The organism is Tardiphaga sp. vice304, from assembly GCF_007018905.1.
GTDB lineage: Bacteria > Pseudomonadota > Alphaproteobacteria > Rhizobiales > Xanthobacteraceae > Tardiphaga.
On record NZ_CP041402.1, the window covers coordinates 2157665 to 2180602 of the forward strand.

25 protein-coding genes are annotated in these 22938 nt (G+C 64.3%); 13 read left to right on the forward strand and 12 right to left on the reverse strand.

From position 1 onward, the window contains the following. Positions 1 to 24: 24 nt before the first annotated feature. The 3 genes from FNL56_RS10230 (at position 25) to FNL56_RS10240 (ending at position 2239) form a co-directional block, all read left to right on the forward strand. A complete protein-coding gene (locus tag FNL56_RS10230; RefSeq protein ID WP_143572606.1) occupies positions 25 to 363 on the forward strand; it encodes a hypothetical protein in 339 nt (112 codons plus the stop codon). 252 nt (positions 364 to 615) lie between these two features. Continuing rightward, entirely contained in the window at positions 616 to 1551 is a 936-nt protein-coding gene (locus FNL56_RS10235) for an SMP-30/gluconolactonase/LRE family protein (protein WP_143577797.1), read from the forward strand. Positions 1552 to 1654: 103 nt separating this feature from the next. Further along, a complete protein-coding gene (locus FNL56_RS10240; RefSeq protein WP_143572608.1) occupies positions 1655 to 2239 on the forward strand; it encodes a GNAT family N-acetyltransferase in 585 nt (194 codons plus the stop codon). Positions 2240 to 2341: 102 nt separating this feature from the next. On the opposite strand, the gene FNL56_RS10245 is transcribed toward FNL56_RS10240, so the two are convergent. From FNL56_RS10245 to FNL56_RS10255, 3 genes are read right to left on the reverse strand one after another with little or no spacing between them, the layout of a single operon-like run. Beyond that, entirely contained in the window at positions 2342 to 3322 is a 981-nt protein-coding gene (locus tag FNL56_RS10245; RefSeq protein WP_143581980.1) for a PDR/VanB family oxidoreductase, read from the reverse strand. Between the two features lie 13 nt (positions 3323 to 3335). Beyond that, positions 3336 to 4091, reverse strand: coding sequence for a GntR family transcriptional regulator (locus FNL56_RS10250; RefSeq protein ID WP_143572610.1), 756 nt, complete (start codon positions 4089 to 4091; stop codon positions 3336 to 3338). A 4-nt stretch (positions 4092 to 4095) separates the two neighbouring features. Then, the gene (locus FNL56_RS10255; RefSeq protein WP_143572611.1) at positions 4096 to 5145 is read right to left on the reverse strand and encodes an aromatic ring-hydroxylating dioxygenase subunit alpha; all 1050 of its coding nucleotides are present in this window, start codon (positions 5143 to 5145) and stop codon (positions 4096 to 4098) included. A gap of 201 nt (positions 5146 to 5346) precedes the next feature. Between FNL56_RS10255 and FNL56_RS10260 the strand changes: the two genes are divergently transcribed. Then, a complete protein-coding gene (locus FNL56_RS10260) occupies positions 5347 to 5946 on the forward strand; it encodes a DUF2019 domain-containing protein (protein WP_143581981.1) in 600 nt (199 codons plus the stop codon). An 88-nt stretch (positions 5947 to 6034) separates the two neighbouring features. Here the strand turns inward: FNL56_RS10260 and istB are convergent, their stop codons facing one another. Both istB and istA read right to left on the reverse strand, forming a co-directional pair. Beyond that, positions 6035 to 6844, reverse strand: coding sequence for an IS21-like element helper ATPase IstB (gene istB, locus FNL56_RS10265; protein ID WP_143581761.1), 810 nt, complete (start codon positions 6842 to 6844; stop codon positions 6035 to 6037). Then, positions 6841 to 8349, reverse strand: coding sequence for an IS21 family transposase (istA, locus tag FNL56_RS10270; protein WP_143581760.1), 1509 nt, complete (start codon positions 8347 to 8349; stop codon positions 6841 to 6843). The genes istB and istA overlap by 4 nt, the downstream gene beginning before the upstream one ends. A 152-nt stretch (positions 8350 to 8501) precedes the next feature. On the opposite strand from istA, the gene FNL56_RS10275 reads away from it, so the two are divergent. Beyond that, entirely contained in the window at positions 8502 to 9200 is a 699-nt protein-coding gene (locus tag FNL56_RS10275) for a DUF1963 domain-containing protein (RefSeq protein WP_256365967.1), read from the forward strand. A 631-nt stretch (positions 9201 to 9831) separates the two neighbouring features. Here FNL56_RS10275 and FNL56_RS10280 read toward each other — a convergent pair. Both FNL56_RS10280 and FNL56_RS10285 read right to left on the reverse strand, forming a co-directional pair. Then, positions 9832 to 10674 carry an AAA family ATPase gene (locus FNL56_RS10280; RefSeq protein ID WP_143572613.1) on the reverse strand — a complete coding sequence of 281 codons (843 nt, stop codon included), beginning with the start codon at positions 10672 to 10674 and terminating at the stop codon, positions 9832 to 9834. 93 nt (positions 10675 to 10767) lie between these two features. Then, entirely contained in the window at positions 10768 to 11019 is a 252-nt protein-coding gene (locus FNL56_RS10285; RefSeq protein ID WP_143572614.1) for a GlsB/YeaQ/YmgE family stress response membrane protein, read from the reverse strand. A 216-nt stretch (positions 11020 to 11235) separates the two neighbouring features. Here FNL56_RS10285 and FNL56_RS10290 point away from each other — a divergent pair, with 216 nt between their 5' ends. The 3 genes from FNL56_RS10290 to sseA all read left to right on the forward strand — a co-directional run bounded on the left by FNL56_RS10290 (position 11236) and on the right by sseA (position 13823). Then, entirely contained in the window at positions 11236 to 12417 is a 1182-nt protein-coding gene (locus FNL56_RS10290) for a vWA domain-containing protein (RefSeq protein ID WP_143572615.1), read from the forward strand. Beyond that, positions 12414 to 12827 (forward strand): rhodanese-like domain-containing protein, encoded by a 414-nt coding sequence (locus FNL56_RS10295; RefSeq protein ID WP_143572616.1) that lies wholly within the window; start codon positions 12414 to 12416, stop codon positions 12825 to 12827. The genes FNL56_RS10290 and FNL56_RS10295 overlap by 4 nt, the downstream gene beginning before the upstream one ends. Before the next feature lie 138 nt (positions 12828 to 12965). Beyond that, the gene (sseA, locus tag FNL56_RS10300) at positions 12966 to 13823 is read left to right on the forward strand and encodes a 3-mercaptopyruvate sulfurtransferase (RefSeq protein ID WP_143572617.1); all 858 of its coding nucleotides are present in this window, start codon (positions 12966 to 12968) and stop codon (positions 13821 to 13823) included. A gap of 4 nt (positions 13824 to 13827) precedes the next feature. Here the strand turns inward: sseA and FNL56_RS10305 are convergent, their stop codons facing one another. Continuing rightward, positions 13828 to 14583 (reverse strand): hypothetical protein, encoded by a 756-nt coding sequence (locus FNL56_RS10305; protein WP_143572618.1) that lies wholly within the window; start codon positions 14581 to 14583, stop codon positions 13828 to 13830. Positions 14584 to 14935: 352 nt separating this feature from the next. Between FNL56_RS10305 and FNL56_RS10310 the strand changes: the two genes are divergently transcribed. Beyond that, entirely contained in the window at positions 14936 to 16093 is a 1158-nt protein-coding gene (locus tag FNL56_RS10310) for a L,D-transpeptidase (protein WP_168202899.1), read from the forward strand. Positions 16094 to 16160: 67 nt separating this feature from the next. Here FNL56_RS10310 and FNL56_RS10315 read toward each other — a convergent pair whose 3' ends face one another. Together FNL56_RS10315 and FNL56_RS10320 are read right to left on the reverse strand one after the other, a co-directional pair. After that, complete coding sequence (locus tag FNL56_RS10315) at positions 16161 to 17120, reverse strand: D-2-hydroxyacid dehydrogenase family protein (protein ID WP_143572620.1); 960 nt, start codon at positions 17118 to 17120, stop codon at positions 16161 to 16163. 104 nt (positions 17121 to 17224) lie between these two features. Next, positions 17225 to 17422, reverse strand: a complete 198-nt coding sequence (locus FNL56_RS10320; protein WP_143572621.1) for a hypothetical protein — start codon at positions 17420 to 17422, stop codon at positions 17225 to 17227. A gap of 220 nt (positions 17423 to 17642) precedes the next feature. On the opposite strand from FNL56_RS10320, the gene ettA reads away from it, so the two are divergent. From ettA to FNL56_RS10335, 3 genes are all read left to right on the forward strand, one after another. Next, positions 17643 to 19292: an energy-dependent translational throttle protein EttA gene (gene ettA / locus FNL56_RS10325; protein WP_143572622.1), complete on the forward strand. Its 1650-nt coding sequence runs from the start codon at positions 17643 to 17645 to the stop codon at positions 19290 to 19292. A gap of 261 nt (positions 19293 to 19553) precedes the next feature. Then, a complete protein-coding gene (gene tam / locus FNL56_RS10330; RefSeq protein ID WP_143572623.1) occupies positions 19554 to 20324 on the forward strand; it encodes a trans-aconitate 2-methyltransferase in 771 nt (256 codons plus the stop codon). A gap of 109 nt (positions 20325 to 20433) precedes the next feature. Further along, positions 20434 to 21051: a TIGR00645 family protein gene (locus FNL56_RS10335; protein WP_143572624.1), complete on the forward strand. Its 618-nt coding sequence runs from the start codon at positions 20434 to 20436 to the stop codon at positions 21049 to 21051. 25 nt (positions 21052 to 21076) lie between these two features. On the opposite strand, the gene brnA is transcribed toward FNL56_RS10335, so the two are convergent. Both brnA and FNL56_RS10345 read right to left on the reverse strand, forming a co-directional pair. After that, positions 21077 to 21334, reverse strand: coding sequence for a type II toxin-antitoxin system BrnA family antitoxin (brnA, locus tag FNL56_RS10340; protein WP_143572625.1), 258 nt, complete (start codon positions 21332 to 21334; stop codon positions 21077 to 21079). Further along, positions 21321 to 21620: a BrnT family toxin gene (locus FNL56_RS10345; protein ID WP_143572626.1), complete on the reverse strand. Its 300-nt coding sequence runs from the start codon at positions 21618 to 21620 to the stop codon at positions 21321 to 21323. Before FNL56_RS10345 ends, brnA begins: the two co-directional genes overlap by 14 nt. 94 nt (positions 21621 to 21714) lie before the next feature. Here FNL56_RS10345 and FNL56_RS10350 point away from each other — a divergent pair, with 94 nt between their 5' ends. Beyond that, entirely contained in the window at positions 21715 to 22908 is a 1194-nt protein-coding gene (locus FNL56_RS10350) for a lytic murein transglycosylase (RefSeq protein ID WP_246660927.1), read from the forward strand. Positions 22909 to 22938 lie beyond the last annotated feature (30 nt).

A 22938-nucleotide genomic window follows, 5' to 3' on the forward strand; every position in this document is an offset into this window, starting at 1 on the left:
CACGATAACAAGCGAGGCCCGACGATGCTCAACCGGATGATGGCAGCAACGATACTGACGACGTTCACGGCAGGTCCGGCGCTGGCGCAGGACGTGCCGGGAATCGAGATCTGCACCGTCGAAAAGACCATGGAGCGCCGCACTTCCTGCCTGCAGAGCAATGTGAATTTCCTGCAGACCAGTCTTGGCAAGCAGGGCCGCGAGCAGCAGCAGAAGCTCGACGCCGCAACGCGCCAGATCGAGGCGCTGCGAATGACCCTGGCAGGCTTGCAGAAGACGGTCGAGGAACTGCAGGCGGCGCAAAAGAAGCCGGCGGCGGCGCCGGCCGCGAAAGACGCGCCTAAGGATGCGACGGCAAAATAAACTGATGTCATCCGGGCGAGGCGAGCGCCAACGAGCGCCGAGCCTGATCCATAACCTCCGAGCCTGTGGCTTTCAAAGGCATTGGCAACAGCACGCAACTTGACGACAGCGTGTATGGGTCCCGGCTTGCGCTCGCAGGCTCGCTTGCCGGGACGATTGCGCAGGTGCCATGCGTGGCCACGCCTTGGCAGCGCGGCGGATGTTTGCGTAAGTTCGTCGCAAGCGACAACAAAAAAAACAAAGGGAGTTTTCATGTCCAACCCCGCCATCCGCGTGTTCGCTACCGATCTGGCGTTCCCCGAAGGCCCCGTGGTGCTGCCGGACGGCTCTGTGGTGCTGGTGGAAATCCGCGCGCAGCAATTGACGCGGGTATGGCCGGACGGACGCAAGGAAGTGGTGGCCAAAATTCCCGGCGGGCCGAACGGCGCGGCGATGGGGCCGGACGGCAAGATCTATCTCTGCAACAATGGCGGCTTCGGCTGGCATCCGTCGCGCGGCACCTTGATGCCCGGCGCGCCGGAGCCGCATGAATATATCGGCGGCTCGCTGCAGCGCGTCGATCTGCATTCCGGCGCGGTCGAAACCTTGTTCGACAAATGCGGCGAGCACGGCCTGCGCGGGCCGAACGATCTGGTGTTCGACCGCGAGGGCGGGCTGTGGTTCTCTGACCTCGGAAAGCGCCGCGCCCGCGACATGGATGTCGGCGGCGCCTATTACATCAAGCCGGGCATGACCGGCATTTCCGAGCAGGTGTATGGCGTGCTGCCGGCCAATGGCATCGGCCTGTCGCCCGACGAGAAGACGATGTACATCGCGGAGACGCCGACCGCGCGGCTGTGGGCTTACGATCTTTCTGCGCCCGGCGAGGTCAAGCCGGCGGAGGTGATCTACCGCGGCGAGCGCGGCCATCCGATCGCCGGCCTCGGCGGTTACCAGATGTTCGATTCGCTCGCCGTGGAAGCCTCCGGCAACATCTGCGTTGCGACGCTGGTCTCAGGCTGCATCTCGGTGATCGCGCCGGACGGAAAACTGGTCGAGCAGGTGCCGACCGGCGACCGCGTCACCACCAATATTGCGTTCGGCGGGCCGGAGCTTAAAACCGCCTACATCACGCTGTCGGGCCGTGGCGAACTGATCGCGATGGACTGGCCGCGCGGCGGCCTGCCGCTGAATTTTCTGAACAAGTAATTTTGTCATTGCGAGGAGCGAAGCGACGCGGCAATCCAGAGCCACTGGCGAAGACTGGATTGCTTCGTCGCAAGAGCTCCTCGCAATGACGATAGGGATAAATATGCCGTGGCTTGAACCTGTAACGCTGCAAGGGGCCCATGCCCGGCTCGAGCCGCTTTCGAAAGACCACACCGACGGCCTGATGGCGGCGATCGGCGATCTCTCCAGCATCTGGTACACCGCGATCCCGACCGCCGAGAAGATGCCCGCCGAGATCGAGCGGCGGCTGGCTTTGCAGGCATCGGGCGCGATGCTGCCGTTCACGGTGGTCGATGCCGACGGCCAGGTCGCCGGCATGACGACTTACATGAACGTCGATGCCGCCAACCGCCGCGTCGAGATCGGCTCGACCTGGTACGCCAAACGCGTGCAGCGGACCGCGCTCAACACCCAGTGCAAGCTGCTCCTGCTGCAGCACGCCTTCGAGAAACTCGACTGCATCGCGGTGGAATTCCGCACGCATTTTTTCAACCACCAGAGCCGCCGCGGCATCGAGCGACTCGGCGCGAAATATGACGGCATCATCCGCAACCACCAGATCGCCCCCAACGGCACGCTGCGCGACACCGTGGTGTACAGCATCATCGCGTCGGAATGGCCGACCGTGAAGGCGCATCTGACCTATCAGATGGAGCGGGAGAGGTAGGCGGTTCTGCGATTTTGGAACGGTCATGTTTTGTCACCTCTCCCCGTTGGGGAGAGGTGACAAAACATTAGTGGCGGGATTTGGCGTGAGACATATGCGAGCTCACATCGCGTCCGGCCGGTACAGCGTATCGACCGTCACCGTGCCCACCGCGCGCGACACGCACGGGCAGATTTTCGTGTTGCCCTGCTTCTGATGATCGCTGAAGAACACGTCTCGGTGGTCGATCTCGCCGTCGACCGCCAGCACGTCGATGGAGCAGACGCCGCATTCGCCGCGCTCGCAATCGCTCATCACTTCAAAACCTGCGTCGTTGAGCGCCGCCAGCATCGAGCGGTTTGCCGGCACCACGATTTCCTCGCCGGAGCCCTTCAGCCGCACGCGGAATTCCGCCGTCGGCAACAACCCGCTGGAGCCGAACGTCTCGTAGCGCAGGTCGGCCGGCGCGCGGCCGGCGTCGTTCCAGGCGCGCCGCGCCGCTTCCAGCATCCGCATCGGCCCGCACAGGATGGCGATGGCGTCCGCGGGGAGGGCGTCGAAGGTGGCGGCGAGATCGAGACGGTGGCCCTCGTCGCTGGCGTGGACGTGCAGCCGCTCGCCGAGCAGGCCGGACAATTCGTCGAGATAGGCGGCGTCCTTCCGCGACGTCATTGCGTAATGCAATTGCATGTCGATGCCGGCGCGCGGCCGCAGCACCGCGGCAATGCCGGTGATCGGCGTAATGCCGATGCCGCCGGCGATCAGGCAATAATAGTTGCGCGTCCAGTCGATGTCGAACAGCGACGACGGGCTGGAAATCTCCAGCCGCGCGCCCGGCTGCAACGCCCACATCGCCCGCGAGCCGCCGCGGCTGTCCGGCGCCAGCCGCACCGCGATGCGCAAGCTGTCGGGCTGCCGCTCGCCGACCAGCGAGTACGACCGCGTCTGCGGCTGGCCGTCGATCAGCAGGCTCACATTGATGTGGCTGCCGGGCGGGTAGGAAGCGACCGGCGCATCCGGGCGCAGCGTGATTTCGCGAATGCCGGGCGTGACGTCGCGGGTCGCAGCGACACGGCATCCGGTCCAGTGTTCGGCAAAGCGCATCGGGTCTCTCCCCTCAATCCGTAGTGGCCGACGTCACCAGCGCCAGCGCCGGCAGCAGATCGAGATGGCTACGGTTGCGCAACGCCAGCCGCAGATTGCGCACCGCGAGGCGGGCGTGCTCGCGCATGATCGCTTCGGCGCGCGCGCCCTCGCGGTTCTCGATCGCGTCGACGACGATGCGGTGGTGCTCCTGGCCGATCAGCAGGATGGTGTGCGCCTCGGGCAGCGCCGACTGCGCCATCACGAAGGCGGAGGGCGAGGCGAACGGCATCGCCGAAGCACGATCGATCTGCCGGATCACCGGGGCGCTGCCGCACAATTCGGTGAGCAGCGCGTGGAAGCGCGCGTTCAGCGTGACGTAGGCGGAAAAGGCTTCGACCGAAATTGGATCCTGCCGCACCAGCCGGTCGAGGTCGGCCAGGCATTCCTTCAGCGGCTCAAGGCTGCGGGCGGACGCGCCGCGCTCGGCGGCAAAGCGCGCGGCGAGGCCTTCCAGCGTGCCACGCAGCTCGATCGAATCCAGAATGTCGCGTTCGGAAAATGCTTTCACCATGAAGCCGCCGGAGGGGATCGCCTGCAGCAGGCCCTCGTCCTCCAGCCGCACCAGCGCCAGCCGCACCGGCGTGCGCGACACGCCGGTGATCTCAACCGCCTGCAACTCGCTGATGCGCTCAGTGGCGCGCAGCCGGCCGGACAGGATCATGTCGCGCAGCGCCAGCTGCGCGCGCACGGTCTGCGACACCGAGCGGTCGGATTCGCGCTCGCTCATGGCGTCACTCCGCCGCCTGCAGCTTTTGCGGCGTCGTCTCTTTAGCCACCATGCGTTCGATCACCTTTCGCGTCCACATCGCGCCGGCGTCGATATTGAGGTTGTAGAACACGCGGTCGGGATTTTCGTCCATCGCGCGTTGCTGCGCTTCCAGGATGATCTCGTCCTCGCGGAAGATCGCCGAGACGCCTTCGCGGATCTCGGTGGTGATCTTCTGCTCGGTGATGCGGTGATTGCGCACGAACGCCCAGAAGTAGTGGCAGGTGGTCGCGGTCTCCGGCGTCATGGTGTTGAGCACGAAGCCGTTGACGCCCTGCGAGCGGTCGCCCTCCGGCGCGCCGGTGCCGGCTGGCGCCACGCCGACGTCGATGCACACAGTGCCCGGCGCCTGGAAATGAATGATCTGCCAGCGATCGACCGGGCCGGACTTGCCGAGCTGGGCTGCCCAGAACGGCGGCGCCTCGATGCCTTTCATCCAGCGCGTCACGGTGACGGTCCGGTCGCCATGGGTGACATCGAACGGCGCCTCCGCGACGTCGTCCTGGCCGATGCTGGAGCCGTGCACGAAGGTCTCGTGGGTCAGGTCCATCAGATTGTCGACGACGAGGCGCCAGTCGCATCTGGCGTGGATGGTCTTGCCGTCGCCGGCCCATTCGGGATCGTCGTTCCAGCGCATGTCCGGCACCAGAGCGGGGTCGGCCAGCGCCGGGTCGCCCATCCACAGCCAGACGAAGCGGTGCTTTTCCACCACCGGATAGGCGCGCACGCAGGCCGAGGGATTGATGGTCTCCTGCGACGGCATGAAGGTGCAGCGGCCCTGCGCATTGTATTTCAGGCCGTGATAGCCGCAGACGACGGTGTCGCCGTCGAGCCGGCCCTTGGAAAGCGGGACGAGGCGATGCCAGCAGGCATCCTCCAGCGCCGCGACGGCGCCGTCCGCGCGGCGATACATCACCACATGCTTGTTGCAGATCGTGCGCGGAAACAGCGCGTGCTTGATGTCGACGTCCCAAGCGGCGGCGTACCAGGCGTTCATCGGGAAGGGAGCGGTCATCGCGGCGTCCTCCTACAAGGAATCCAGATTGTATACCGAATTCCTGATTCGAAGTATTCTATCGATTAAATATCCGCATGCATAGACATTTCAGTATACATAAAATCCATGAGCTTACGTCGCGCATTTTATTATCAATTTTAGGTTGCAGTTTGTTCCTGACTTGTTCCAAAATCCGGTTGCCGGAGTTAGGGGGCTCTCATGAGTGGATTGGAAACACGATCGGACTCTGAACTGGTGCAGGCGTGGATAGACAACGTGCGTGAGCACGATGCCATCGAGCACGTCGGGGCGGGGAACCGCCATTTTGGCGAGCGGATGAAGATCGTCGACGAGTTGATGGCGCGCAGCGACGGCCGGCTGAACCTGATGCTGCCGCTCCTTGAGCATTCCGATCTCGACGTGCGATATACTGCGGCGTTTTTATTCCGGGAGGCCGATCCGACCGTGTTCCGCAAGACGTTGGCGGGACTGAGCACGATGGGTGGCAAAGTGGCCGCCGATGCCGCCCGGATGCTGGCAGCCCCACCGCTGGCCAAGTCCGTCCCGCAGCCGCCCATTCCTGAAGACCATCCGCTGTTCTGGGCTGCCCGAAATCCGCCTGCGCCTAGCATGCCCCGCGATGAGGTGGAGCGGCGGCTATCCTCTCTGTTTCCGGCGGAGCACAAGAAGTTACTGTCGTTGTTGACGCCTGCCATAGGGCTGTGGCCGCAGCCTGCGGAGGCCAGCGCACCGATTGCGGGGTCCCGATGTAGCGCGTCAATCTGGATGGGAAGCGCGACAATCAGGATGGCAATTTAGCGGTCGCGGCGTGGGGATGATTGTCGCGGCCTGACGATAACGCAAGCGATAATCGCGTGCTGTAGAGTTGATTGTCGTGGAGCGACAATCAGGATGACGCTTTGATTGTCGCGCGCGTTGGCGGTCGTCCGGCTCCACGAGCCTTGTCGAGAGCCTCTTTCCGGCGATAGCTGTCGACATTCATTTCGAGGATCGTGGCGTGATGGACGAGGCGGTCGATCGCCGCGAGGGTCATAGCTTGATCCGGGAAGATTTTTCCCCATTCACCGAATGGCTGATTGGCGGTGATCAGCATCGAGCGGCGTTCGTAGCGAGCGCTGATCAACTCGAACAGAACGCTGGTCTCCGCTTGATCCTTGGTCACATAGGCCAGATCGTCGAGGATCAGCAGGTGATATTTGTCGAGTTTGGCGATCGCCGCTTCAAGCGTGAGATCGCGGCGCGCGATCTGGAGCTTTTGCACGAGATCGGTGGTTCTGGTGAACAACACGCGCCAACCGTTTTCGATCAGGGCCATGCCGAGCGCCGCTGCCAGATGCGATTTGCCGCCGCCAGGGGGACCAAAACACAACAGATTGGCGCCCTTGTCGAGCCAGGCGTCACCGGCGGCGAGAGCCTGCACCTGCGCCTTTGAGATCATCGGCACGGCATCGAAGTCGAATGCAGCGAGGGTCTTGCCCGGCGGCAGGCGGGCTTCATCCAGATGACGCTCGAAGCGACGACGGTTTCGCTCCACCATCTCCTGTTCAGCCAGGGCCGCCAGGAAGCGGGCGGCGGGCCAGCCTTCCTTATCGGCGGTTTCCGCCAGGGCGGCCCAGATCAGCTTGATGCCGGGCAGACGCAGTTCGCTGAGCAGCAATTCGACACGGGCGGCGTCGATCTTGACGGTCGCGTTCATGCGGCTTCTCCCACAGCCGCGGCAATCTGGTCGTAGATAGCGAGCGAGGGCAGCGTGACGACGACGACCGGTAGTGCCATGCCCTTCGGTCGGAAGCGTTCGATCAGCGCCTTGAGATCCGGCAGGATGCCGTCGTCGAGCGTGGCTTGCAGCACGGCACCGAGCTCCGCCTCGCAGGCCCGTTCATGTGCGAGCGCCAGAAGCCCGACCATGGCACGGCAGGCTGGTCTTTCGCCAATGCCGGCGAGCAAGGCGTCGAACGCACGGGCGTAGACGCGGCGGGGGAACAACTGGTCGCGATAGACCAGATTGAGCAGCGCCATCGGTTTGCGGCGCAGCGAATGGATGACATGGCGATAGTCGATGACGTGGCCGTGTTTGCCGTTGGGCTGGGTTCGCCCGCGTCGCAAGGTGATGATGTGCGTGGCGCCCTGGAAGCATTCGAGCCGGTCGTCATAAAGACGTACGCGCAGCCGGTGACCGATCAGGCGGGATGGGACCGAGTAAAACACCTTGCGCAACGTGAAGGCGCTGGAGGTCGTGACGTCGACGTTGACCTCCTCATAATCGGCGGTCTTGCGCACCGGCAGTTTCTTCAGCGCCGTCCGCTCCTGATCGATACGCTTGGCATTGCGCGCGTTGCCGCGGCCAACGATCTCGTCGACAAAACCCCGCCAGGCCGCAAGATCGTCGAAGTCGCGTGAGGCACGCAGCAGCAGGGCATCGGCCAGCGCTCTCTTGAGATGGCCATGCGCACTTTCGATCGAGCCGTTCTCATGCGATACGCCGGGATTGTTGCGGGTCGGCGTCATGCCGTAATGGCCGCAGAACGCCTCATAGCGCGTCGTCAAATCCTCCTTGGCATCGGCTCCGAGATTGCGGAACGCGGCCGACAGGCTGTCGCTGCGGTGCTGCTCCGGAACCCCGCCCAGCGACCACAGCGCGTTCTGCAAGCCTTCCGCCAGCGCGACAAAGCTTTCGCCACCGAGCACGACGTGGGCGTGTTCGAAGCCGGAGAAAGGCAGCCGGAAGTGATAGAGCCGGCAGTCCAGCAACTGGCCCGCAATGGTGACGCCGAGATCGGCGACCTCGGTGAAGTCCGACAACCCCATGCGACCCGGCGGATGTTCCTGACGGAAGATCACCTCCCGATCCGGCCCGTTCACCGCCCGCCATGCCCGAATGCGCCGCTCGAGCGTCCGCCGCGTTCCAGAACCCAGTTCCGGATGCCGCCGGCATAGTTCCTCGAACACGGCGATCGGCCGCAATCCGGGGGCGGCCCTCAGTATCGGCAGAACTTCGTTCTCCCAAACGTCGATGAACGGATCGGCTCGACGGCGTGCGCGGCGCGCCTTCTTCTGGGTCGGAAGTCGGGGATCCTTCTCGTATCGGTAGGCGGCGGAGGTGCTGAAACCAGCCTTTGCAGCGGCGACGGCTGGCGAATGGTTGCGACGCAAGCTCATGAAAAGCCTCATTTGTTGATCGGTGACATGCCGGCCGGCCAAAGCACTGGTCCTCTCGAAGGAGAAGCCGATGCTTTACCAGCCGCCGTTACCGCCAATGAGGCCCCTTCGGGCCGACACGCCGCTGCTGGGGTGCCTCCGGTCGGGCTACGCCCTCCCTTCGTCACCCCAGCAGCGGCGCATTCTCATCCTGATTGTCGCGGGATTCTCATCCTGATTGTCGCGCTACATCCCGACTTGGCGGAATGCCCTACGCGCCGCCGGGCTGGACATGGCCGGTCGAAGAAGGTGAGCCGATGCTGTTCATCACCCAGATCAATTGCGCCGATGTCCGTCACCTGCCAGGCGCAGATGTGTTGCCGTCGGACGGCGTGCTCGCGTTTTTCGGCGATCATGACGCCGTCCAAGGCTGCACGTTCGCGATGGGCGGCGCGGTGTTTCACTGGCCCGAAACGTCCGAATGGACGCCGGCCGTCCCGCCCTTGGAAATCCTGACGGTGTTTCCGCGCGCCGAACTGCTGTTTCGCCCCACGCTGGAGATGCCGGATCCAAAGAGCGAGGCGCTCGCTTCCGTGTTGAAGGACAATGGTCAACGGGAAGTCTACCGCGAATTTCATGCCGCATTGCAGTCGTATGGCATGCCCGACGGATATGAATACACAGTCGATTTCGGAAGCATGCTCGGGTGGCCGCGTCTGGTGCAGCACGCCGAACTCGAGTTGTTCGATGTCGATCCCGAGGACGCCCGCGTGCTGCTGCAGATCGGCTCCTACACCAACGGCCGTGAGTTCGGCGATTGGGGGCCGGGTGGATCGATATATTTTGTCACCTCGAACAGCGCGCTGGCAGAGAGAGACTGGGAAAGCTGCGAACTTACCGGACAATTCACGTAAGTCTCCGCCTGCGCGACTGCGGGACGCGCGAGGGGCAGTTGACGTACGCAGCGATCCGGCAATGCCCCGACCTCGAAAACATTCCGCGGCAGTCGGGCGCCTCCCCCGATGTCGCCAAGTATATTGACTATCGTCCTATGTAGGCTTATGATCCTCTTGTCCCGCTCATGAGGGGCGCTTCTCGAGGGCGCTCTGGGAGTGGAGCGGGATGCGGCGTCCCGCATGCGTGCCTCGCAAGCACGCCCGGGAGGCCTCGGGTCACCGTCCGGCCCTACTACGGGGGTCTGCCGCACTTTGTCGGCTGGACGCGGGACAGGCAAACGGCGGAAACGCCGGCGGGTATCGTCGCCCGTGCCACGTCCCCGGAAGCACGGTCCCGGGGTCTTAAATCCCGCGGTGGCGCGCCTACAGGCGCCGCGGTTCATCGCGAGATGGATCGCGTCCCATACCACCTCCGCGCCTGTCGGCGCGCCGCCACCCCTCGTGGTTTCGAGGGGAGAATGTCCTTGATAGCTCGGGGCTTTTGCCCGCGAGAAGGCGAAGCCGTGACTGCAGGAAGATCGAGATCGTCCCGCAGGGCCGTCCGGAATACGGCGCGCGGCCGTATCCGGACATGCGAAACGGCCTCGCCTCAGACTTCCCGGCGGTTCAGGAACGCCAGCCGCTCGAACAGGTGCACGTCCTGCTCGTTCTTCAGCAGCGCGCCGTGCAGCGGCGGGATCAGTTTGCGCGGGTCGCGCTCGCGAAGCTGTTCTGCGCTCATGTCCTCGTTCAGCAGCAGCTTCAGCCAGTCCAGCAATTCGGAGGTCGAGGGCTTCTTCTTCAGGCCGGGCACGGCGCGCACCTCGAAGAAGATCCGCATGGCTTCCGCCACCAGCCGCTGCTTGATGCCGGGGAAATGCACCTCGACGATCTGCTGCATCGTCTCCATTTCCGGAAACTTGATATAGTGGAAGAAACAGCGGCGCAGGAACGCGTCGGGCAGTTCCTTCTCGTTGTTGGAGGTGATCATCACGATCGGGCGCTTGGCGGCCTTGATGGTCTCGCCGGTCTCGTAGACATGGAATTCCATGCGGTCGAGTTCGAGCAGCAGATCGTTGGGGAATTCGATGTCGGCCTTGTCGATCTCGTCGATCAGCAGCACCGGGCGCTCGGCATGGGTGAAGGCTTCCCACAATTTGCCGCGCTTGATGTAGTTGGCGATGTCTGAGACGCGGGCGTCGCCGAGCTGGCTATCGCGCAGCCGCGACACCGCGTCATACTCATACAGGCCCTGCTGCGCCTTGGTGGTCGACTTGATGTGCCAGGTCAAAAGCGGTGCGCCGAGCGCCTTGGCGACTTCCTCGGCCAGCACGGTCTTGCCGGTGCCAGGCTCGCCCTTCACCAAAAGCGGCCGCTCCAGCACGATCGCGGCATTGACCGCGACCTTGAGGTCATCGGTGGCGACATAATTCGTGGTGCCGGTAAACTTCATCGAGGCTCTGCCTTCTTATTATGGGGCGCGATAGGGGGCATCCGGACATGCAACGACCGCCGGACGGCGGTCGCAGGATGGGTGCGAAAGACGTCAGCGCCGGATCAGTGACAGGATCACGAGCACGACCACGGCGCCGATCGCCGAATTGATGATGGCCCGAACAATGCCGGTGCCGAGATTGACGCCGAGCTGCGGCAGCAGCCAGCCGGCGACCACCGCGCCGATGATGCCGATGACGATGTTGCCGATCAGGCCGAAGCCGCCGCCGGTGACGATCAGCCCCGCGAGCCAGCCGGCGACGGCGCCCACCAGCAGCCAGACCAGGATGGATTCTATACCCATGTCTTGTTACCCCTTGAAGAAGGTGGCCGGCACCCAATGGGCAGCCGACAGCCAGCAGAGCGAATGTCTGCTGCGCGCCAACTTAAATGAAAAACCGCCGAGGTCCAGACCGGGCGTTGCAAGCGATTTCCCGCGACGCGGCATCAGCCATGCGGTTCAGGCAGCAATTCCGGCGCGGCCCTTGACGGGCCGCGTTGCGCGGGCAAACTGCGCGCCATGTTCTTGAACTTCTTCACATCGCTGCGCGATGCCCAGGTCCCCGTGACGCTGCGCGAATACCTCACCTTGATGGAGGCGCTCGACGCCGACCTTGCGGGTCAGTCGATCGAGAATTTCTATTATCTGTCGCGCGCCGCCTTGGTGAAGGACGAGCGCAACCTTGACAAGTTCGACCGCGTGTTCGGCACCGTGTTCAAGGGGCTGGAAAGTCTGCTCGACGGCATCGACAAGGCCGAGATCCCCGCCGAGTGGCTGAAGAAGCTGGCCGAGAAATATCTTTCCGAGGAAGAGAAGAAGCAGATCGAGGCGATGGGCTGGGACAAGCTCATGGAGACGCTGCGCGAACGCCTGAAGGAGCAGAAGGAGCGCCACCAGGGCGGCAGCAAGTGGATCGGCACCGCCGGCACCTCGCCATTCGGCGCCGAGGGTTACAATCCCGAAGGCGTCCGGATCGGCCAGGACAAGAGCCGGCACCGCCGCGCGGTCAAGGTCTGGGACAAGCGCGAGTTCAAGGACCTCGACGGCAATGTCGAGCTCGGCATCCGCAACATCAAGGTGGCGCTGCGGCGCCTGCGCAAATTCGCCCGCACCGGCGCGCCCGACGAGCTCGATCTCGACACCACGATCAAGGAAACCGCCAATCACGGCTATCTCGACGTCCACATGCGGCCGGAGCGGCGCAACGCCGTCAAGGTGCTGGTGTTCTTCGACATCGGCGGCTCGATGGACTCGCATGTCGAGCAGGTCGAGGAATTGTTCTCGGCGGCGAAGAGCGAGTTCAAGCACATGGAATATTTCTACTTCCACAACTGCCTCTATGAGGGCGTGTGGAAGCAGAACAAGCGCCGCTTCACCGACCGCACGCCGACCTGGGACGTGCTGCACAAATATCCGCATGACTACAAGGTGGTGTTCGTCGGCGACGCCTCGATGTCGCCTTACGAAGTGATGGTGCCGGGCGGTTCGGTCGAGCACGTCAATGAAGAGGCCGGCTCGGTCTGGCTCGAGCGCGTGACGCAGACCTATCCCAATGCGGTGTGGCTCAACCCGGTGGCCAAGAAGCACTGGGACTATTCGGAATCCACCACGCTGATCCGCCGGCTGTTCTCAGAGCGGATGTATCCCTTGACCATCGAGGGCCTCGAAGGCGCGATGAAGGAACTGGTTCGGAAATCATGACGCAAGCCATTGTCCGCGGCATCAAGGCGATGATCGACGAGGCCAATGCGGTGGTCGAGGTGCTGAGCGCGGAGGATGCCATCAAGGCCGTGCAGCAGCCCGATGTGATCCTGATCGACATCCGCGATCCCCGCGAGATCGAGCGCGACGGCCGTATTCCCGGTGCGTTCTCCTGCACCCGCGGCATGCTGGAATTCTGGATCGATCCGGAAAGCCCCTATGCCAAGCCGGTGTTTCAGGAGAGCAAGAAGTTCATTTTCCATTGCGCCGGCGGATTGCGCTCTGCGCTGGCGGCAAAGACCGCGCACGACATGGGCCTCGCGCCCGTGGCGCACATGGCCGGCGGTTTTGCCGCCTGGCGCGATGCCGGCGGTCCGGTCGAAAAGGTCGAGCCGCGGAAGGCGAAGTAACGCCCCGTTGTCATTCCGGGGCGCGAGCGCGCCAGCGCGAGCGAACCCGGAATCTCGGCATGGCAAAGCATTTCAGGATTCCGGGTTCACGGTCGGCTGGCGCCGCCCGTGCCCCGGAATGACAGCCAAGGGCATCTCATGACAACCACCACCGATCCGCTGGTTTCCACCGACTGGCTCGCCGCGCATCTCGACGATCCCACGGTCCGGATCCTCGACGCCTCGTTCAAGCTGCCCGGCGTCACGCCGCTGCCGCGCGAGGATTTCCTCGGCGCGCATATCCCGGGTTCTGCGTTCTTCGACGTCGATGTGATCAGCGACCACGGCCTGTCGCTGCCGCATATGTTTCCCAGCGAGGGCCACTTTGCCGACGGCGTCGGCGCGCTAGGCGTCTCCAATGCCCATACCGTGGTGATCTACGATGCCGGCGGCTGGGTAGCCGGCCCGCGGGCGTGGTGGATGTTTCTCGCCTTCGGCCATGCCGATGTGCGGGTGCTGGACGGCGGGCTGCAGAAATGGCGTGCCGAAGGCCGCGCGATCGAAAGCGGCGAGGTCGATCCGGTGCCGGCGCGCTACACTGCCTCGTTCGACCAAGGTTTCGTGCGCAGCCGGCAGCAGGTGGTCGCCAATCTCGACAGCCGCGCCGCGCAGCTCGTCGATGCCCGGCCGCAGCCGCGCTTCGAGGGCAGCGTGCCGGAGCCGCGTGCGGGCCTGCGGTCCGGCCACATTCCAGGCAGCCGCAACGTGCCCTATGCGAAATTGTTCGATGCCGCGACCGGCACGATGAAGCCGCTGGGCGAGCTACGCGCCGCCTTCAAGGATGCCGGCGTCGATCTCGACAGGCCGATCGTCACCACCTGCGGCTCCGGCGTATCCGCGCTGGTGCTGACGCTGGCGCTCTACCGGCTCGGCGTGCGCGGCACCGCGCTTTATGACGGCTCGTGGGCCGATTGGGGGCAGGCTGACGGTCCGCCGGTGGCGAGCGGGCCTGCGTAACCGCTTAGCGTTGCGGTTGCTGCCAGCCGAACGTTTCGGCCGGGGCGGGCGCCGGCGCTTCGGCGCGGGCATCGAGTCGGCGGCGCTTGGCCGGCTTTTCCCGGATGGCGGCCTTCTTCGGTTTCGTCGTCCGCTTGGCCGGCTCGGCGACCGGTTTGGCTTTCGGCAGCGGCACCGGCTCGATATCGACGGCCGGTCCGCCCAGCGTGGCGATGTTCATCACTGCGATCTCGGTGTCAGCCGCGGTCAGCGTCGAGACCGGCTGGTCCGTGGCCGTGGGCGGCGCGATGGCGGCGACCATGGTTGGCTCGTCGGCGCGGGGGGCGGCCGGAGCCGCGACGGCAGGGACCGCTGCCGGCAAGGTTTCTACCGGGGCGACCTGCTCCAATGCGGGCGCATTCGGCGCGGGATCGGCGGCACGGGCGCGGGCGTCGGCGGGTTGCGCGTCAGGGATGAGCGAGGCCTGTCGGGCCGGTTCAGGCTCCGGGGCGGGGATGTCGTGCGGTACGGCCGCAGCAGGCGCATCGGCGGCGGTGGCTGTCGAGGCCTCCGGCGTCTCGACCCGTAACATGGACAGCGTTGCCGCAGCGTCCGGCGGCGGCTGGGAGGCGAACACGGTCTGCGGCGCCGCGCGCCGAACCGGCAGGCTGGCGACATTCTCACGCGCCGAGCGCAATAGCGCCGTGGCGCCGAAGCCGAACACCAGCAGGGAGAGGCATAGCACGACGGCTGCGACCAATAAACGGAAACCGGGAAGCATGAATGAGTGTTCCGCCTTCGCCGGCTAATGCCTGAAGGCCCTCGAGCCATCGGGGACGCGGTGTGATACTGGGATCGGCCGTTCCGCAGCGGTAGAGCCGGTCTGCGCGTCGCGAATCAACGATAACTAGAATACCGCACGGCCTCGAAACCGTTTGTTAAAAATTCACCGTCACAACAAATTGCAAGGGACCGCGCCGGTATGCGGCGCGACGGCCACGCTGCGGGCCTCATCGCGCAAATATGACCGCATTGCGCGGGTTTTTTGCCGGATTTGTCTTGAATGCGCCGTGATCGCCTGCGATCTCATGGTGAGCGATCCGGTGTCGGCTTGGGTTAATACAAGGGCCATGATGATCAAGCATGTTTTGACGATTTTTGCGACGGTGGCGGTGAGCGCCTCGGGCGCATCCTTGGCTGCGGCGCAGACCTATTCGACGCCATCCAGCGGCTATTCGATTCCGCCGGACCCGGCCTATCCGCCCGGCGGCTATCCCGCTGACTCGCGCGGCCGCGCCATGGACGCGATGCCGGATTTCGACGCGCTGGACGAGGATGACGCCGCGCCGCGCGGCCGCTCCGTCGAGCGGCTGCCGACCCCCGGTCCGGTGATGTCGCCGGACGATCCGCGCTATGGCCGTGCCCCCGGCGCTCCCGTCTATTCTGATCGCGCCCCGGTGCCGCAGGGCCCGGTGATGTCGCCCGACGATCCGCGCTATGGCCGCCCGATGGGCCCTCCGCCCGTGATCTATTCCGACCGCAACCCCAACGATGGCCGCGGCATGCGTCCGCCGGAAGCCGTCGGCGCGCAGCAGGGTGGCTATGCCACCGGTTCAGTCCCGCCGCAGGGCGGCGAACCGCGTCCGGTTTCGCTGTCGGCGCTGCCGGTCGAGGAGCAGCCGGAGAGCGGCGACTTCCAGCTGCCGCCGAATTTGCGTCGCCAGGAAGTGGCGTTCGCCACCAAGGAGCCGGCCGGCACCATCGTGGTCGATACGCCGAACACCTATCTCTATTACGTGCTCGGCAATGGCCGTGCGATGCGCTACGGCGTGCGCGTCGGCCGCGACGGCTTCACCTGGACCGGCGTGCAGAAGATCTCCCGCAAGGCGGAATGGCCGGATTGGCATCCGCCGACCGAGATGATCGAGCGCCAGCCCTATCTGCCGCGCTTCATGGCCGGCGGCCCCGGCAATCCGATGGGCGCCCGCGCGATGTATCTCGGCTCGACCGTGTTCCGTATCCACGGCACCAACCAGCCCTCGACGATCGGCAAGTTCGTGTCGTCGGGCTGTATCGGCATGGTCAATGACGATGTCGCGGACCTGTTCGAGCGTGCCAAGGTCGGCACCCGCGTCGTCGTGCTGCCCGGTGGCAAGCCGCCGATCCCGACCACCACGGCCTCGGCCGCGCCGATCCCGGGTCCCAACGCCGGCAACCTGCCGCCGGCCCCGATCCCCGGCAGCCAGCCCAGCTCGGTGCAGCCGCTGCCCGCGCCGGTGACGATCCGCTAAAAGTTTATCTACGCAACGAAAATGGCCGCCACGTTTTGACGTGGCGGCCATTTTTATTGGCTGGCGGTTAGCCGAGCTTCCGCAGCGGCTCGCCCCGCAGCCAGGCTTCGATGCCTTCGATCATTTCGCAATAGATGCGGCGATAGTTCTCCGCGGTGACATAGCCGAGATGCGGCGTGATCACGACGTTGTCGAGTTGGCGCAACGGGCTGTCGATCGGCAGCGGCTCCTGCGAATAGGTGTCGAGCCCTGCGCCGGCGATTTTGCCGGCCTGTAACACCTCGAGCAGCGCCGCTTCGTCGACGATCGGACCACGCGCGGTGTTGATAAGGTAGGCCGTGGGCTTCATGCGCGCGAGGTCGGAGCGTCCGACCAGCCCGCGCGAGCGGTCGCTCAGTACCAGATGTATGGTGATGATGTCGGCGGTGGCGAACAGCTCTTCCTTGGTGGCGTAGGTCACGCCTTCCTTCTCGCAGGCTTCCGGCGTGAGATTGCTGCTCCAGGCGATGGTCTTCATGCCGAGCGCCCGGCCGATGGCCGCGACCTGGCTGCCGAGCTTGCCGAGGCCGACGATGCCCAGCGTCTTGCCGCCGACGTCCTCGCCGAGCGTGACCTGCCAGGGCTCGCCGGCCTTCATGCGGGCATTCTCGAAGCCGATTTTCCGCGTCAGTTCCAGCATCAGCCCGATGGTCAGGCCAGCAGTGGGATTGCCGACCATCGCCGTGCCGCAGACCACGACGCCGCGCGCCTTGGCCGCTTCGAGGTCGATGGCGGCATTGCGCATGCCCGACGTGATCAGCAGTTTCAGTTTCGGCAGCGCCTCGAATACCGTGCGTGGAAACGGCGTCCGCTCGCGCATCGCGCAGACGATCTCGAAGTCCTGCAATGCGGCGATGGCGGCATCGGGCGAGGCGAACGGCGCGTCGAACACGGTGGTTTCGACACGGTCGGCGAGCGGGCCCCAGTCGGCCAGCTTGAGCGCCATGTTCTGGTAGTCGTCGAGAATTGCACAGCGCAGCCGCGTCATGGGTCCATCCGGTGGGGTAAGGACGGCGATCGGCCGTCGGGATGGCGCATGCTTACCTGCTATAGCGGTACCTGCAAACGCGGCCTTGCCTTGTATCGTTCAGATCAGCGTGAAGAGGATGACCGGCGCTTGGCGGCACAGGCCGGGCCGGGGCCGCGCATGTAATGCAGTTCCGGGCGATATGGATTGAACGCGGCGACGAAGAACTGCTGCCAGAACTGGCGAATTTCCTGCAACAGGCCGGTCGGCGGGGCGCTGCTGGCGGGGAGAGGGGATGAGGGTTCGGAAGTGATGCTGGCCATGTCGGGCTCCGCAGTTCGCGCGACTTCGGTCGCGGAAGGGCGTCTTGTCGCCCCTGCAGCCAACCTCGGCTTGAGTCGTTAAAATGCGGTTTGAAGTGTCATAACGCCCGATTTTCCCGAGTTTATACTTGCCAAATTACTACCCCGGTTGCCCTTTGCGGCCCGCGTCGTTACATCAGCATCAACCCCGATCACGCCTGCGACAGCTTCAAGGATTCCGATGGCCCGCCAGTTCGTCTACTTCATGGAGGGCCTCACCAAGGCCTATCCGACCCGCAAGGTGCTGGATAACGTCCATTTGTCGTTCTACCCGGACGCCAAGATTGGCGTGCTCGGCGTCAACGGCGCCGGCAAATCGACCCTGCTCAAGATCATGGCCGGCCTCGACAAGGAATATACCGGCGAGGCCTGGGTCGCCCAGGGCGCCCGTGTCGGCTACCTCGAACAGGAGCCGCAGCTCGATGCCGCGCTGACGGTGCGCGAGAACGTCATGCTCGGCGTCGCCAAGCAGAAGGCGATCATGGATCGCTACAACGAGCTGGCGATGAACTATTCGGAAGAGACCGCCGACGAGATGACCAAGCTGCAGGACGAGATCGAGGCGCAGGGCCTGTGGGATCTCGACAGCAAGGTCGATCAGGCGATGGACGCGCTGCGCTGCCCGCCCGACGATGCCGATGTCACCAAGCTGTCAGGCGGCGAGCGCCGCCGCGTCGCTTTGTGCAAGCTCCTGCTCGATGCGCCCGAGCTGTTGCTGCTCGACGAGCCGACCAACCATCTCGACGCCGAATCCGTGTCATGGCTGGAAGGCCATCTGCGCGCCTATCCCGGCGCGATCCTGATCGTGACCCATGACCGCTACTTCCTCGACAATGTGACGTCGTGGATCCTCGAACTCGACCGCGGCAAGGGGATTCCCTACGAGGGCAACTACTCGTCATGGCTGAAGCAAAAGCAGAAGCGGCTGGCGCAGGAAGGCCGCGAGGACGTCGCCCACCAGAAGACGCTGGAGCGCGAGCAGGAATGGATCTCGTCGTCGCCGAAAGCCCGCCAGGCCAAGTCCAAGGCGCGCTACCAGCGCTATGACGAGCTGCTCAAGAAGGCCAGCGAGAAGCAGGTGCAGGGCGCGCAGATCACCATTCCCGTGGCCGAGCGTCTCGGCGACAACGTGGTCGATTTCGAGGGCTTGAGCAAAAGCTTCGGTGACCGCCTGCTGATCGACGATCTGACCTTCAAGCTGCCGCCGGGCGGCATCGTCGGCGTAATCGGCGCCAACGGCGCCGGCAAGACGACCTTGTTCCGCATGATCACCGGCCAGGAGAAGCCCGACGCCGGCACCATCACGGTCGGCGAGACCGTGCATCTTGGCTATGTCGACCAGTCCCGCGACTCGCTCGACGGCAAGAAGACCGTGTGGGAGGAGATCTCCGGCAATAACGAGCTGATCCTGCTCGGCAAGCGCGAGGTCAATTCGCGCGGCTATTGCTCGACCTTCAACTTCAAGGGCGGCGACCAGCAGAAGAAGGTCGGCTCCCTCTCCGGCGGCGAGCGCAACCGCGTGCATCTGGCCAAGATGCTGAAGTCCGGCGCCAACGTCCTGCTGCTCGACGAGCCGACCAACGACCTAGACGTCGATACCCTGCGCGCACTCGAAGAGGCGCTGGAAGACTTCGCGGGCTGCGCCGTGATCATCAGCCATGACCGCTGGTTCCTCGATCGCATCGCGACCCACATCCTGGCCTTCGAAGGCGACAGCCATGTCGAATGGTTCGAGGGCAACTTCCAGGACTACGAGAAGGACAAGATGCGCCGCCTCGGCCATGATTCCATCGTGCCGCACCGCATGAAGTACAAGAAGCTGACGCGCTAAATCTGGAGGGAAGAAGCACTCAACCAGAGCAAGCACCATCGTCATGCCCGGCCTCTTGCCGGGCATTCACGTTTGCGCGGCACGTCGGCGGCCACCAACGGGGCTTCGGTGCCGCAGGCGGGGAAGCCCGGCGATGCCCCGACGCAGCTGATCCACCCCGCGGCGTCGCAGGCGTGTCCTTAGTGACAATCCGTCTTGCCCTGCCCATTGCGCTGGCATACGTGCTTCAAGGGGCAACGTGAATAACGGACGGATAACGGTATGGCCGACTGGAACGCGCAGCAATATCTCAAATTCGAGGACGAACGTACCCGCCCGGCACGCGACCTGCTCGCGCAGATCCCGCTGCAGGATGCGCGAAAGGTGGTCGACATCGGCTGCGGACCCGGCAACTCGACCGAGCTTTTGGTCAAGCGCTGGCCGCAGGCCGCGGTAACCGGCGTCGATACCTCCGCCGACATGCTGCGGCAGGCCCGCGAGCGGCTGCCGGCGCACAGCTTCATCGAGGCTAACATCGCACACTGGGCGCCGCCCGCCGGCACCGACGTGATGTTTGCCAATGCCGTCTTCCAATGGGTCCCGGATCACCTCAAGCAGTTGAAGCGGCTGGTCGGCTCGTTGCCGCCGGGCGGCGCGCTGGCGGTGCAGATGCCCGACAATCTCGACGAGCCATCGCACATCCTGATGCGCGAGGTGGCCCATCAGGAGCCGTGGCGAAAACAGCTGTCGAAGGCCGCGGAGCTTCGTGACTCACTGCCGAAACCCGGTGTCTATTACGATGCGCTGCGGCCGCTGTGCTCGCGCGTCGAGATCTGGCACACGATCTACAATCACGTGCTCGACGATTCGACGCAGGTCGTCGAATGGGTCAAGGGCACCGGCCTGCGCCCGTTCGTCGATCCGCTGGAGCCGCCCGAGCGCAAGGCCTACCTCGCCGAGTACACTGCGCGGATCGCCGCCAGCTATCCGCCGCAGGCCGACGGCAAGGTGTTGCTGCGATTTCCGCGGATTTTCATCGTTGCGGTGAAGTAGGCTGCTGCGGCGAGTTGCCGCGCGGCGCGACATCATCGCGGCGGGATCTCCACGATATAAGATCGCTCTGAATTCGCGCCGCGATTCCTGCCTGAGCCGAGCCTCCTGGATGTCCATGACCCCCGAAACGCCGTTGCCGCCAAAAGGCTTCCCTTTGCGTCCGATCCCGATGCTGATCTTCGGCTCACGCTGGCTGCAGCTGCCGCTCTATATCGGCCTGATCGTGGCCCAAGGCGTCTATGTCGTCCTGTTCCTCAAGGAACTCTGGCACCTGTTCAACCACGCCTTCGATTTCAGCGAGCAGCAGATCATGCTGGCGGTGCTCGGCCTGATCGACGTGGTGATGATCTCCAATCTTCTGGTGATGGTGATCGTCGGCGGCTACGAGACCTTCGTGTCGCGGCTCAATTTGCAGGGCCATCCGGACGAGCCGGAATGGCTCAGCCACGTCAATGCCAGCGTGCTGAAGATCAAGCTGGCGATGGCGATCATCGGCATTTCCTCGATCCATCTGCTGCGCACCTTCATCGAAGCCGGCGCGCTCGGCTCCGCACGCGCCAGCAACTACACCGAGACCGGCGTGATGTGGCAGACCATCATCCACACGGTGTTCATCCTCTCGGCGGTGGGCATCGCCTATGTCGACCGGTTGTCGAATCTCGCGACCGAAGAAGCACGGCGACAGGGTGGCGTCGAGCACGCGGCCGGCCAAGGCAAGCGCCATTGAGGGCAATGGGATCGCGTAGAACGGCTCAGGAGACTTTCTCAGCGAGCCACATTTTGATCAGCGACTGATAGGGGACATCGCGCTTGTTGGCGGCGATCTTGATTTCCTCGAGCAGCCCGATCGGTAACCTGATCGAGATGGATGTGGTTGAAGGCTTGAGATTGGGGAAACGGACGCGCTGGGCTTTGCTCCAGTCCACGTAATCGGTGGAATCGTGTGTCTCCCAGAACTTTCGCTCATCGGATTCGTTTTTGAAGACGGGAATGGGCTTAAGTCTGCTCATAATCGCTCCGCTCCTTTCTGTTCATGTCGCGCGCTGAGATGATCCGAATCAACGTTCGGTCATTCCTGAGTGTGAACGTGACGTGTAGCAATCGATTTTGAGCCGTTTTTCCCAGCGCGTTAAATCGCTGCTCGGCGCCGCTGTGCTTCGTATCCTCGACAACGATCAGCGGATCGTTGAAGAAGACGCTCTCGGACTCTGCCTGGGAAACGGCATGCCTGTCCGCGCTCTTGCGTTCGTTGCCAGCGTTCCAGTTGAAACCTGTGATCCGGTCGAAGTCGATCATGTTGTATATAACCAGAATATACAAAAATGAGGCGTGAATGCAATATCAGCCAGAAACCTTCAGATGCAAACGGCTTCTTTTCGCGCTCACGTTGATGATCAGCTTTGCATGCCCGCCAACTGCCCAAGCCATCGATGCCGGTTTCACCGCCTTCCTCGCCGCCGTGTGGCCGGAAGCCCAGCAGGCCGGCGTGTCGCGCAAGACCTTTGACGACGTCACGCGCGGACTGGAGCCGGACTACAAACTCCCCGACCTGGCGCTGCCTGGTCGCCCCGCCACGGGGGCGCCGTCGCAGGCGGAGTTCGTGCAGGTGCCGGCCGATTATGTGAAGGAGGCCTCGATCGCGCGGCTGGCGGCCGAGGGGCAGCGGCTGATGCAGAAGCATCGCGCCACGCTGACGGCGATCGAACGGCGTTTCGGCGTGCCCGGCACCATCATTCTGGCGATCTGGGGCCGCGAGACCGATTATGGCCGCCATGCGCTGCCCTATGACGGCATTCGCGTGCTGGCGACACAGGCCTATGTCGGGCGGCGAAAGGACCAGTACCGCGGCGAGCTGATCGCCGCGATGCGGCTGATCGAGGACGGCGACGTCAGCCGCAAGGATCTGCGGGTGTCGTGGGGCGGAGCGACCGGGCTGACGCAGTTTCTGCCGTCCGAACTCGGCAAGCACGGCGTCGACATGGATGGCGATGGCCGCGTCAATATCTGGACGTCGGTGCCCGATGCGCTGGCGTCGGCGGCGCAGCAGCTCACGAACAAGGGCTGGCAAGCCGGCCTGCGCTGGGCCTATGAGGTTCGCGCGCCGGCCAATGCCGACTGCACCATGGGCGTGCCCGAGGTAACCAGGCCGATCGGCGAATGGTTGCGCATGGGCTTCGTCCCGGTGCGCGGGCAGCAGCTCAGCACCGCGGAGTTGGCGCAGCCGGCGTCGCTATTGCAGCCGGAGGGCATCTATGGCCCGGCGTTTCTCACGACGAAGAACTACTTCGTCATCAAGGAATATAATTTCTCCGACCTCTACGTGCTGTTCGTTGGCCATCTCAGCGATCGCATGACGGCCCAGCAGCCGTTCGCAACGCCGTGGTCGGCGTCGAAGCAATTGCGCAGCAGCGACGTCGAAGCGATGCAGCAGCATTTGACGCGCATCGGGCTGTACTCGGACAAGGTCGATGGCAAGGCCGGCATGAAGACCCGCGCAGCACTCGGCGCCTACCAGAAGTCGGTCGGGCTCAAGGTGGATTGCTGGCCGAGCGAAACGCTGCTGCGCGCGATGGCCGGCCGGTAGTCGCGAAAAAACCCGGCCGCGCGAACGGCC